General features: G+C 30.0%; 12 protein-coding genes. 9 read left to right on the top strand and 3 right to left on the bottom strand.

Features of this window, described 5'->3' with window-relative positions; all coding sequences use genetic code 11:
- Positions 1-126: 126 nt before the first annotated feature.
- The gene (locus HN587_04165; protein MBT7903037.1) at positions 127-2523 is read right to left on the bottom strand and encodes a hypothetical protein; all 2397 of its coding nucleotides are present in this window, start codon (positions 2521-2523) and stop codon (positions 127-129) included.
- 12 nt (positions 2524-2535) lie between these two features.
- Positions 2536-3507, bottom strand: a complete 972-nt coding sequence (locus HN587_04160) for an AsnC family transcriptional regulator (protein MBT7903036.1) — start codon at positions 3505-3507, stop codon at positions 2536-2538.
- 152 nt (positions 3508-3659) lie between these two features.
- On the opposite strand from HN587_04160, the gene HN587_04155 reads away from it, so the two are divergent.
- Positions 3660-4910 (top strand): U32 family peptidase, encoded by a 1251-nt coding sequence (locus HN587_04155; GenBank protein ID MBT7903035.1) that lies wholly within the window; start codon positions 3660-3662, stop codon positions 4908-4910.
- Between the two features lie 80 nt (positions 4911-4990).
- Here the strand turns inward: HN587_04155 and HN587_04150 are convergent, their stop codons facing one another.
- Positions 4991-6244: a hypothetical protein gene (locus HN587_04150; GenBank protein ID MBT7903034.1), complete on the bottom strand. Its 1254-nt coding sequence runs from the start codon at positions 6242-6244 to the stop codon at positions 4991-4993.
- 491 nt (positions 6245-6735) lie between these two features.
- Here HN587_04150 and HN587_04145 point away from each other — a divergent pair, with 491 nt between their 5' ends.
- From HN587_04145 to HN587_04110, 8 genes are all read left to right on the top strand, one after another.
- A complete protein-coding gene (locus tag HN587_04145; protein ID MBT7903033.1) occupies positions 6736-7317 on the top strand; it encodes a hypothetical protein in 582 nt (193 codons plus the stop codon).
- 131 nt (positions 7318-7448) lie between these two features.
- On the top strand, positions 7449-8309 hold the full coding sequence (locus HN587_04140; protein ID MBT7903032.1) for a hypothetical protein: 861 nt from the start codon (positions 7449-7451) through the stop codon (positions 8307-8309).
- 45 nt (positions 8310-8354) lie between these two features.
- A complete protein-coding gene (locus tag HN587_04135) occupies positions 8355-8546 on the top strand; it encodes a 4Fe-4S binding protein (GenBank protein MBT7903031.1) in 192 nt (63 codons plus the stop codon).
- Positions 8547-8617: 71 nt separating this feature from the next.
- Positions 8618-8848, top strand: a complete 231-nt coding sequence (locus HN587_04130) for a DUF1858 domain-containing protein (protein ID MBT7903030.1) — start codon at positions 8618-8620, stop codon at positions 8846-8848.
- 534 nt (positions 8849-9382) lie between these two features.
- Positions 9383-9823 (top strand): transcriptional repressor NrdR, encoded by a 441-nt coding sequence (gene nrdR / locus HN587_04125; GenBank protein MBT7903029.1) that lies wholly within the window; start codon positions 9383-9385, stop codon positions 9821-9823.
- An 89-nt stretch (positions 9824-9912) separates the two neighbouring features.
- Positions 9913-11967, top strand: coding sequence for a ribonucleoside triphosphate reductase (locus HN587_04120; protein MBT7903028.1), 2055 nt, complete (start codon positions 9913-9915; stop codon positions 11965-11967).
- Positions 11968-12167: 200 nt separating this feature from the next.
- Positions 12168-12371, top strand: coding sequence for a hypothetical protein (locus HN587_04115; GenBank protein ID MBT7903027.1), 204 nt, complete (start codon positions 12168-12170; stop codon positions 12369-12371).
- A gap of 266 nt (positions 12372-12637) precedes the next feature.
- Complete coding sequence (locus tag HN587_04110; protein MBT7903026.1) at positions 12638-13339, top strand: anaerobic ribonucleoside-triphosphate reductase activating protein; 702 nt, start codon at positions 12638-12640, stop codon at positions 13337-13339.
- Positions 13340-13341: the final 2 nt, after the last annotated feature.

Genomic DNA, 13341 nt, shown 5'->3' with positions numbered 1-13341 from the left:
ATTGTTGTTATTTTTTTGTTCTTATTTTGTAATTGTTTGTTTTTCTTTTGTAACTAATTTGTTTTTCTTGGGTATTTGGTTGTTATTTTTTTGTTTTTATGATTTTGGCACTATTATTTTGTTTTATTAAGCTGCTCTTGCGCTAGCCATTTTTTGAGCTCTTGAAACTCCTTGACTTGCTTTTGTAACGCCTTTCATTGCACTAGCCATATCTTTTGTAAACTCTTTATGGATCTTTGTCTCATGTTTGACTAATACGTCTGATACATGCGCTATTGAGTTTAATACTGTTTGGCGTCGTAAGTCCATTCCTTGTTTTTCTTTTTCTAAATAAGCAGTCTGTTCTTTTGTTGCTTCAACTGCTTTCATGACATCTTTGTGTGCGCGATTGAAATGATTATCCACGCCTTTATTTGCTCTTGCTGCAAATTTATTGCTAATTTCTCCTTCTTTTGCAATAAAATCTTGAAAATTAATAACTTTTTGTGCTTTTCCTCCTCCTGCAACTGCAAGACACATCTGATCTAATTGAGAATATCCTTGTTCTAATTTTTGTACTGCGCGATCACAATATTTTTTTGCACTTTCAATTCCCCACGCATCCTTTAAAATCTTTGCAGTATTTTTAATGAAAGGAAAAATTATATTTTTATTTTCATCAATTGCTCTTTCACAAATTTGAGTAATGCTTGTAAATATATTATTTATGTGGCCATTAGTTTCATTCATAATTTCTTGAGGGAGTGTTTGATCTGCTTTTGAAATGACCCAGCTATAAAATCTTTGAAATCCAGTTGTTGCTTCATGAGCTTTTTTCAAATCTTGCTGGTAGTGTTTTTCATTTGCATATAAGGTGTGTTGTAATTTTTCAGATTCTTTTTCAATTGTAATTATTTCTTTTGCTTTATTTTCTATCCAATGAATGAGTTTTTTTTGTTTTCTTTTAACTAACCATAACGCATGTTTCATCATGTTAATTTTGGTTAATTCTATTCTCATCTGAGCATATTCTTTACCATATTGTTTTGCTAGTTTTGATTTTTCAGCTACTTTAGTTTTTGCTTTATTAAATATTTTCTCTCCAATAGTTCTTATGATTTTCATAGGATATGAAATTCCCATAATTATTCCGCCAATAGGAACTAATAAAAATAATCCAAAAACAATAATTGCGCCAATAAACGACATCCAACCAGTGCCGCTAGATAAATAAAAATATAGTCCTATTCCTGCTGCAATTAACCCTATTATTGCAACAACTAATGCGACTACTGGTATGTATATTAATCTGCCTAAGCTCATTATTCCTCGCCCTAAAAGTCTGAATGGAACTTCAGTCAAACCGATGAGTCTTAATATCGATCCAAGTGCAAAAGTTATGCCCCAAAACACTGTCAAAATAAAATTTAATATGAATTTAGCTAATCTTTTTCTAACTTCATGTCTGACTTTCCAAATTTCTTTAAGGCCAACTTTACTTAATCTATCATTAATTTTATCTGCTTCGCGTTGTAATTGTCTTGTATTTTGTGCACTTTCTTTAATTACTGAATTTGCACTTTGAAGATTTTTTAATCCATCTTCTCTATATTTTTCCATATGATCTTGATTTGCTACTAAATCGTATAAGTTTGATAATAATTTTTTTATGCCTTGAACTAAAACATTTTTTGTAAGTTCGATTGCTTCAGAACGAGAAGTTGCATTTAATATTTTTTTTGCTTGGGATATTATTGATTGAGATGTTTGATCAAGTGAACCTTCAATTCCTAATTCTTTTTTTTCTAATTGCGCCTCTGCATTCATCATTCTAGCTTCTGAGTTTGCAATATCTTCTCCACTTGCAGCAAGTGCCATTGTGTGAATTTGAGTTGATATTTCATCAAGTTCAAACCGACCTAAATTCTGAAATCCTTTTTCTGTATCGTTAATGACATCTTTTTCAAATCCAGGTTTGAGTGAGTTATGGCTTCGTGCGTCTGCATCTCTTAAAATTCCAATTTGTTTTTTTGCAGCAATCATTGCATCATTATAATCAAAGCCATGTCGTTTAATCATTGCAAGTTCATTTGGTGACCCCCACATTTTTGATCCGTGAGTCTTGCTTAAAATCCAACCTAAAATAAAAAAGATTACTGCACTAATTGCTAAAACGAGTACATTGCCGAATAATGATGCGCTAAGTATCCATAAAAAAATAAAATGTATGATCACATTTGTTTTACGCATATATCTAAAATTAAGTACTAAGTGTAGAGTAATTCCAAATGCGCAGGCATATATTATGTAATCTTGAAAATATGGAAGTAAAAAGTTGATTAAAAATAAAGATATTACAAAATATATTACTCCTCTAGAAAATCCATGTTTTTTGGTAATTTCAAATCCGAATAGTGCTAGTATTACGCAGAATGCAATTATTAACCAAGATAATTTGTATTCTTCGGGGATGAAACTATTTAGGAGATTCATTACGTGTCCTTCACTTCCTAAAAATGCCCCGTATGTTTCAAAAGTTATCATTTTATATCTTGATTATTTTGATTTGATTGTTCTGATGAAATTTTTATTTTCAGATTTTAAGAGAATTTGAAGATTCTCTGTATTTGTGATTTGATTAATTTGTTGGTTAAGTTTGATTATTTCTGAGAACTCAGTTGCAGTTATGTCTATAATAAATTCTGAATCTCCGATCGTGCTTTGAATTTTTGTGATTTTGTTAAAATTTAATAGTTTAGAAATTGCGATTTGAGCTGTAATTGTATTTTGAGAAAGAGTATTTGAATTAAAAAATAATAAATATTTTTGAGGATTTAGTTTTTTATTAAGTTTAATTTCATAATTTATTATTTGTTTTTTTTCTAATTCGGAAATTCGATAACTTATTATTCTTGGACTAAGAGTGGTGGTTTTAGAAATTTGGGTGATACTTGCTCTTGAATTTTCTTTTAATGCTTTGATTAATTTTAAATCAATTTGATCTAATTCATAGTTTTCGCATTCGAATTTTTTTTGAGCAAAGTTTAAATCAATTTGAGTTTTTTTTGTTTGAGTTTTTGAGGGAGTTGTTTCTAAATTTGATTCGTATTCGGATACTATAGTTAATAGTTTAAATTTAGTTAAGGGTATATTTTGTTTTATTTGTTTTATTGCTTGGTGTAAATCTGATGAATTTTTTGATACTATGTGTAATAATAAATCCCATTCTCCATTGAGCTTTTGAGTTTTTGTTATGTATTGAGTTGTTTTTAGAAATTTTTCTGCGGTGTTTATTTCTTTTTCAATTATGCTATTTTTAAATTTTAATAGAATTGTGTGGGTTTCAAATCCTAATTTGTTATAATTTAGATTTATTGTGTATTGTTTTATTATTTCTTCTTTTTCTAATTTTTTAATTTCATTTTCTGCTTTGTCGCGACTTATATTGAGTGCGCGAGCTAGTTTTGAGACTGAAATTCTACAATTTTTAGCTAATTCTTTGTGAATTTTTGTGCTAATTTCTATCATTTGTCTAAATTGTGTATAAAAAATGACAATTTAGTATATAAATTTTGTTAAAATTTGGTTGATTTTTATTTATTTTAGTTGATTTTTGAGTTCGGGTCGAGGTTTTATTTAAAAAAGTTTAAAAATGAGTTGGGCTAAATGGAAAATTAAGAATGGTTGTAAAAAATCTTAAAAAAATTAGAATTCCTAAATTGTTATGTCCTGTATCTAATTGGCCAATGTTGCGGGCCGCAGTAGAATCTGGTTGTGATGAAGTATATTTTGGAACTAAAGAATTGAATATGCGAGTTAATGCGAATAATTTTGAATTAAGTGAATTATCCAAAATTGTTAGTTTTTGTCATGAACATGATGTTCGCGCAAATCTTTGTGTAAATACGATAATTTATGATTCGGAATTGAAAAAATTAGATCAAGTGCTTCTTTGTGCAAAAAATGCTTTAATTGATGCAATAATTTGTTGGGATTTTTCAGTTATAAGTAAATGTTTTGAACTTAAATTGCCTTTTCACGTTTCAACGCAAGCATCAATAAGTAATTTTGAATCGGTAAAACAATTTGTAAAATTAGGTGCGACAAGAGTTATTCTCGCAAGAGAACTTAGTTTTGAACAGATTAAACAAATTAAAGAAAAAATTGTTGAATCTAATTTGGATGTTGAGGTTGAATGTTTTGTTCATGGCGCGATGTGTGTTTCTGTGAGTGGGAGATGTTTTTTATCTCAAGATATTTTTAATCGGAGTGCGAATAGGGGAGATTGTTTGCAGCCTTGTAGACGAGAATATTTGGTTAAAGATATTGATCGAGAATTCGAATTAGTTTTAGGAAAAGATTATATTATGAGTCCAAAAGATTTATGTGCGATTGAATTTTTAGAAAAATTAGTTGGACCTATTGATGTTATGAAAATAGAGGGCCGCGGTCGAAGTCCTGAATATGTTAAATTAGTTACTAGTTGTTATAGATCTGCGCTTGACGCTATTTCACAAGGAAAATATTCTGGTGAATTAAAAGAAGAATTAGTTGGTAAATTAAAAACTGTTTATAATAGGGGATTTTCTACTGGTTTTTATCTTGGTAAACCATTAAATGAGTGGACAAAAAATTATGGTAGTGAATCTACAATTAAAAAAGAGTTTATTGGATTTGTTAAAAATTATTATAAAAAAATTCAAGTGGCAGAAATTAAAATATTGGCTGAAGAATTGAAAATTGGTGATACTATAATGATTCAAGGAAATAAATCAGGAGTTTTTGAACAAAAAATTAAATCAATTCAATTTAATGGGACATCTGTTAAAATAGGATCTAAGGGTCAAAGCGTAGGAATTTTACTTGAACGTGAAGCAAGAACAAATGATAAGGTTTTTAGATTAAGCGAGATTTCTAATAGTTCAAATTAAAATTTATTTTTTTATTAATTTATTTTTTTTTATTTCTTTTGTTTTATTTTTTGTTGTTTTTACTATTTTCACGTTTTGTTTTAAACTTTGGATGATCGAATTGTTTTTTCTAGTTTTTTTATTTCGCTATAATTCATTCCTAATGTTTCATAAAATGCTTTATTGGCTCCACCATATTCTTCTGATAATCTATCTAGTGTGTCGACGAACTTTTCAATTTTTCTTTCAAAATAAGCTGCAAAAGGAATTTTGGAAGTTTGATTTGCGCCTTTTATGAGCATTAATCCTCCTACTATTTGCAGAGGTAAAACTCCAGTTCCTAAAAGTATTCCGCCATACATTCCATTGAGCAAGGCACTTCCATAATTTTTGTGTGCAAAACCATACCCTCTAAATGTATTTAGGTATCCTTCTCGAATAATTGCTTTAGTGAATTTACTATTATATTGTTTTAATAATTTTTCAACAGTATCTAATTCTCCGGGGTGAATTTCAATTCCAAATTTTTCTTTTAGATTTTGAGTGGCAGTTTTTAATATTTCTGTAACAAAAACATCTAGTCCTACTTTGTATGCGAATGCTTCGGTTTCTACTGTAAAATTAAATCTTTTAGCTCTGGTTATTGAACCAATTATTGGCAATCTATAACTTAATGCTAATCTTTTTAATTTTGATTCGGGATTGGTTGGTTTTTTATTTTTTGTTTTTTTTCTACGACCGTAGTTATGATTGTTAAGATGAATTGCATGTATTCCTTCGTGGAACATTATGAAATCACTATTTTTGAATAGCTCGTCGATAATCATGCAATAATAATTTTTTAATCTAGCTTCGAGAGGATCATCTGAAAAACTTAAATCTGCAGAAATAATTGCTTTTCCGATTCCCGATTGGAGTGGATCAAAAGAAATTTCTGGAAGAGTATCTCGCAGTACGTAAGCTAGTCCGATTGTGCTACTAACTTCTATTGCGAATGAATTATCTGGTAATTCTCGTGTAACAATTATTGCACTTCCATCCTCTTGTTCGGTTGTAAATCCACCCATGTTTAATGCGTCAGGCATGTGTTTTGTTTCAAAAGCATCTAATGGTCCTGAATGTATTCCTAAATATTTGTATAATAAATCTTGAACTTCATGTGTTGTGTTTCTATTGGCTACTACTCCTGCGCTTTTTAATGATTTTAATACTATGTGTTCTAGTGGATCTTGTTTTTTAGAAACTGTTTCTGATACTCTTTTCTCAAATTCAGTTATTGATTCATCTATTGCTGGTACTAATCCAAATTCTTGTTTGATTCCATCTAATAGAGTTGCTTTATCTATAAAATTCATATTCTTTGCCCCAATAGTTAGTTAGTAGAACTAGATTTTAAACTATTTTAATGGAATTTGCGTTAAAAGGGGTTAGAATTTATTTTTTTTAAGGCTAACGCTATATTTGTTACCAAAAGTGGTTAGAATTGCTTAAATTTTGCTGTAAATTTTTGTCGTAGTTATCGAAGTTTAATTATTTTTTAATTTTTGCGAGATAAATCCATAAAATTCAAGTCGTCATCGTTCATTACTATTTCGCGAATAATTTCAACTTCTGCGCCAGATTTTGGTAGCCTATATCTATACCGTTCCCATTCTAGATTAGGTCTAACCATTTTTCCACCCAGGTTCTTTATTGATTTTGATGTTTAAAAATGTTTGTTTATAATATTGCGTGATTTTAATGAAAAATTTTAATTTTAAATGGGTTAATTTTTTTGTTTTTTGGATGTTATTGTCTTTACTGGAGTATAATTATATTTATAAATTACTTGCTGGATACTTATTTTATGGAGAAAACGTTAAGTGCTGCGAGGAGACAAGTTCATCAGTCGTTATTTCGTAAACAAGCAGTTTCTTTGGATGATATTGTGTCTAGGTCTGAATATTCTTTTAGTGAACAGGTTGATGATATGTTAAATCGTATGGATCTTCAAAAAAGCCCATTGCGTGCAGTTTTTGGGGATTATATTCGTTCATATGTTGGGTTGATGATGAAGACTAAGTCTGAATATGGTGATTCTGTTAATGGGGCGCAATCAAATTATGGTAATTTAACTAGAATTGGTGGTTTGATTGTTGCTGGAGGGTTAACTGCGCTTGTTGGGGGTGTTGTGAGCTATGTGGTAAGTTCTAATTTGGAGTACTCAGCGAATGTTGCAGTTAATTTAGGTTTGGGAGGAATTGCTTTTGAGTTGTTGATAAAACCCGTACAAAGAATAAGTAATTCAATTATTAAGAATAGGGCATATGGTCGAGTTCAGGCTAAATTTGAGCGAGAATTAAGTGAACTTAATCAACAATATGATGATAAAATATGTTCTGTTAAACTAAAACCATTTGGAGTTTCTGCGAGTCTTCGTTTGACTTGATTGTGTTTTTAGTTGATTTTTCGAGTTTATGGTTCTAATTTGGGTTGTTTTTTGGGTCTTAACAATAAACTTTAAATACCCCCATCTTCTCCAAAAACCTTATAAATAAATAGATAATTCGGTCAATTCAAATGGCAAAAGGCAAAAAGGTTACAAAAACAGTCGATAAATGGAAAAAGAAGAAGTGGTTTAAAGTATTAGCTTCTAAGGAGTTCAACGAGTACTTACTTGGGGAAACGCCAACTAATGATCCTAGTTTAATTATTGGTAAAACTTTAAAAACCAGTTTGATGACATTAACGGGTAATATGCAAAAACAGAATACTAATGTTGTATTCGAAGTTGATCAAGTTAAAGGTGAAACTGCATATACTCAAGTAAAAAAGTTTGAAGTAACTTCTGCTGCGATTAAACGAAAAGTAAGAAGGCAAAAAGATAAATTAGAAATTTCATTTATTTGTTTAACAAAAGATGACGTTCTTATTAGAATTAAACCATTACTGATTACAAATTCAAAAACAACTTCTCAAGTTAAAACAGCATTAAGAAAAATGGCTGTTGCAAGCGTGCTTGCTTTAGTACGAACACTCGACTATAGAACATTAGTTATGGATTTAGTTAGTACTAAGTTTCAAAAAGCATTAAGAAATACGCTTAAAAAAACACATCCTATTCGAATGACTGAAATTAGAGTTATGGCTAGATTAAAAGACGATCCTAAAAAAGCTAAAGATCTTGCAGAAAAATTAACAAAAATTATCTCTAAAAAACCTGCAAAGCCAAAACCAGTTAGGCCTGCAGTTGCTCCTGAAACTAAAGTAGTTTCAGAACCTAAGGCAGTTCCTGAAGCTAAAGAAGCAACTGAAGCTAAAGCAAGTCCTGAAGCTAAAGAAACAACTGAAGCTAAAGCAGTTCCTGAAGTTAAAGAAGTTAGTGCAGAAACAACAACTGATGTTTCCGTAGAAGCTGAACCTGAAAAAAAAGAGGAATAGACTTTTTTTTCAAAATATTATTTTTTTATTCTGGAGGTATATTAAATGACTCAACCAATTCCTATTGTAGATGAATCCAAATGCGTTGGATGTAAAACTTGTATAGATGTTTGTCCGATGGACGTATTTGTTATGGAAAATAATAAAAGCAAAGTTGTTAAACCAAAAGAGTGTATTGGTTGTCGAGCTTGTGAAGCACAATGTAGTGCTCAATGTATTAAAATAGAAGAAAAATGAGTGATGATAACACATCTAAACAAGATAAGTTGACAAATTCTAATAAATCTGATTCTGCAATAACTAAAACTATGACTATTGGTGAAATTATTTCCAAATTTCCTGAAACTATTAATGTTTTTTTTGAACATGGTCTTCATTGTGTTGGTTGTGCGGGTGCTGCATTTGAAACTCTTGAACAAGGAGCTGAAATGCATGGGGTTGATTCTGATAAATTAGTTGCAGAGCTTAATGATTTAGTTTATAAAATTCAACAAATTCAAAAAAAAGATAAGTTGAATACTTCTAAAAATTTAAAATAAGTACTAAGTTTAAATTTGCGTTTTATTTTTGATATTTTTCTGTTGTGGTTATTTTATTTTATTTTATTTTTTTTGTGTTTTTGTGTGTGTTTTTTTTGTGTTTCTATTTGTATTTTTTTATAAGTAAATTGGTTGATTAAATTCATTTTTAAGATTGTTTTACGCTCCTTTTTTGGTTAAAAAGTTCTTTTACCATTTTATTTTATTGTTCTGTTTATTTTAGGGTTTTTTTAGTGAATTTTGCCCTTTTTTTGTTTTGAACTATTGTAAAATGGTGTCTTTCTCTAGTATATTCTTTCTAAAATATATGACAAAATTTTATTGTTAAAAAACAAAAAAGTTTAAATATCATCATTTTTACTTATTTGGTTAATGCACAAGATGTTGTGTTTACTTCAAAATGGCATCACAAGATGTTGTGTGTTTAAGTCTTTTCCATAAAAGTGGTTAAGGCGGGCTGAGAATTAAAAATTATTCAAAATTAGCTGATTTTTGTGAGCTTTTTTTGTGTAAAAAATATGTTGGTAAAAAATTATGTTATGTCCGTATTGTAATCAATCAGATACAAAAGTTGTTGATAAAAGAGATAATGAAGACTACACTCGAAGAAGACGGGAGTGTCTTAAATGTGAAAGACGATTTACGAGTTATGAACGGGCAGAACTTGCAACATTAATGGTAATAAAACGTGACGGAACTCGCGAAGAGTTTGATCGCAACAAAGTACTCAAAGGATTTCAAACAGCTTGTGAAAAAAGATCTGTTTCAACAGAAGTTTTGGAAAAGGCTGCTTTGGAGATTGAATCTGAGATACGTAAAAAAGATGCGAATGAAATTGCTTCAAAAATCATCGGGCGAGCAGTTTTAAAGCGACTAAAGAAAATTGATAAAGTTGGATATATGCGATTTGCATCAATTTATCTTGAGTTTGCAAATATTGATGATTTTGAGAAGGAATTGAATAAACTCTCTTGAATTTAAGGCGAGTTTTTGTTAATTGAGCTCAAGTTTTAAGTGCTCAAAGATTTAAAATTAATTAAGGTGATGAAAAGAGGTTTGTTAGTATGGATTATCTAAAAGAAATTCGACGAGTAAGAAAAAGAGATGGTGAATTAGTTCTATTTGATGAGGAAAAGATAACTGGTGCTATTTTTAAATCTATGAAGGCTAATAATCTAGATAATTATGATTTAGCAAAAGCTTTAACAAAAAGAGTTACTGCGATTCTTAATATTTTTTTTAAAGGTGGGTCCCTGCCGACAGTTGAAAATATTCAAGATTTAATTGAAAAAGTTCTAATTGAAGAAGGTCATGCGGATGTTTCAAAGTCATTTATTTTGTACAGAGAAAAACGAAGATTATCTCGTGAAGATAGTGAAGTTTTGATTAATGTTGAAGAAACAATGAATGAATATTTGAGTCGAAGTGATTGGAGAGTAAATGAAAATGCTAATGTTGGATATTCGATTGGCGGCCTTATTCTTAATATTTCAGGAAAAATAACTGCAAATTATTGGTTGAATCATATTTATCCAAAAGAAATTCGAGACTCACATATTGAGGGTGATTTTCATATTCATGACTTATCCATGTTTAGTGGATATTGTGCTGGTTGGAGTTTAAGACAATTAATTGCAGAAGGATTTGGTGGTGTTGCGGGAAAATTGCAAACAGTTCCTCCAAAACATTTTGATACAATTATTGGTCAGATGGTAAATTTCTTAGGTACGTTACAAAATGAGTGGGCGGGTGCACAAGCATTTTCTTCGTTTGATACATATCTTGCACCATTTATTAAAGTTGATAACTTAACTTATAAACAAGTTAAACAACAAATGCAGAGATTCTTATTTAATATTGCAACACCTAGCAGATGGGGAACACAAACTCCATTTATTAATTTAACACTTGATTGGGTTTGTCCTCCTGACTTAAAAAATAATCCTGCAATTATTGGTGGAAAAGAAGCAGATTTTACTTTTGGTGATTGCCAAAAAGAAATGGATTTGATTAACAAAGCATTTATGGAGTGTATGATTGAAGGGGATGCTAGTGGGAGAATATTTACATTTCCAATTCCAACATATAACATAACTGAAGATTTTGATTGGGATAGTGAAAATGCAACTCTTCTTTTTGAAATGACTGCAAAGTATGGGATTCCTTATTTTCAAAACTTTATTAATTCTGAATTAAATCCTGGTGATGTGCGCAGTATGTGTTGTAGATTACAAATGGATCTGAGAGATTTGAGAAATAAAGGTGGTGGACTTTTTGGTGCTGCAGAAATGACTGGGAGTATTGGCGTTGTTACTATGAATCTTGCTCGAGTAGGTTATCTTGCAAGTTCAAAAGAAGATTATTTTGAAAGACTTGCGCGACTTATGGAACTGGCAAAGGAATCTTTAGAAATTAAAAGAAAAGTAGTTTCAAGTAGTTTGGATAAAGGTTTATTTCCATTCACTAAAAGATATTTAGGCACGTTTAATAATCACTTTGCAACAATTGGTCTTAATGGGATGAATGAATCTTTGTTAAACTTTATTGGTAAAAATATTGCTAGTAAAGAAGGAGTAATTATGGCTAAAGAAATAATTCATTTTATGAAGTCAAAATTATCTGAATTTCAAGAAGAAACCGGAAATTTATACAATTTAGAAGCAACTCCTGCAGAAGGTACCAGTTATAGATTGGCAAAAGCAGATAAGAAGCGATTTCCAGATATTCTTAGTGCTGGAGAAGATACACCATATTATACTAATTCAACTCAATTGCCTGTAGATTATACGCGAGATATTTTTGAAGCATTAGAAATGCAAGATGATTTGCAAGCCGCGTATACTGGGGGAACTGTTTTTCATGCATTCCTGGGCGAGCGAGTTAGTGATGCGGAAACTTGTAAACAATTAGTAAAAAGAATTGCGTATAATTTTAGGTTGCCATACTTTACGATAACTCCTACATTTAGTGTATGTCCTGATCATGGATATATTCCTGGCAAACATGAAACTTGCCCTTATGAAATGCAAGAAAGTGAAGCTTCGGAAGTTGTGGAACAAGCACCAATAAGTGTTGAAAGTGCAGGAGTTAATTTTGTTAATGAACATGGTCCAGAATAGACTGCTTTAAAGTAATAACTATTTACAATTATTAGTTGTCATCGACGGAAAAATTTTTTAATTATTTTTTAATTGGTTTGATGTTATATTTCAAAGCAGTTAACTTTTTAAATGATTTTTGATATATATTTAATATATCATGTGAGACAAATTACAGAGATAAAAAAAAGAGTTTAGTTGAAAAAAAAGAGGTGAATAAAATGGCTAAGTGTGGCAGAAGATGTGAAGTGTACAGTAGAGTAGTTGGATATCATAGACCTATTGCTAATTGGAATGTGGGTAAAAAAGAAGAATTTAAAGCACGTGTTGAATTTGATGAGAGTTGCAGTGTTTGTAGTAAACATGGAAATCGTGGTTTGCCTGCAACACAATTCGAAAGAGCAAATTTGATTACGACACAATAAATTTGAAATAATTTAAAATTTTTTTCTATTAACTTTTTTTATATTTTCTTTCTATTTTTTTTATATTTTATTTATTTTTGATGGGTGTTATTTGATTTAGGTATATTCTTAGTATTTGGATATGCTTGGTTTGTATAAATTGTTTGCGTTATTATTTTGTAGTGTGGTTTTAATTATTGATTTGGGTGGTTTGTTGTTGAAATATAAATCACAGACCCGAAATACATAAAAACAAATCTACTTTGAATATATTTTGTGATAAAAAAATGATAAAAGGAATTCAAAAAACTTCATTAATCGATTACCCTGGAAAGCTTGTTTCAACAATATTTTTGGGGGGGTGCAATTTTAGGTGCCATTATTGTCATAATCCTGAACTAGTATTGCCTGAGTTAGTTTCAAATGCCGCAGATTTAACTGAAGAAGACTTTTTGGAAATTATGGAAAAACACAAAAAATATGTTGATGGAGTTTGTATAACTGGTGGAGAGCCAACATTATACCCTCAATTACCTGCGCTTATTCGAAAAATTAAGAATTTAGGGCTTTTAGTAAAATTAGATACTAATGGAACTAATCCTGAAATGTTAAAAGACTTGATAGACTCAAGATTGATTGATTTTATCGCAATGGATATTAAAGCACCAATTGAAAAATATGAATTGGTAGTAAATACAACACTTCGAAAAGATGCAATTATTGAAAGTGTTGAAATAATACGTCAAAGTAATCTACCATATGAATTTAGAACAACAGTTGTTAAAGAGTTCATAAATAAAGAAGATATTATTAAGATTGGTGAATGGTTATCTGGATCTAAACGATATGTGTTGCAACAATTTAATTTTGATGCAAAAGTTTTAAATGAAGAATACAAAAAAAGTTGTCCTTATACTCCTGAAGAATTAGAATCAATGTCAAATTCAATAAAAGAGTTTTTTGATGAAGTTTTAATTCGAGGCATTTAATT

This window comes from Candidatus Woesearchaeota archaeon (assembly GCA_018675335.1).
Taxonomy (GTDB): domain Archaea; phylum Nanobdellota; class Nanobdellia; order Woesearchaeales; family UBA11576; genus JABJCP01.
This window is presented reverse-complemented; position numbering and strand designations above follow the sequence as displayed.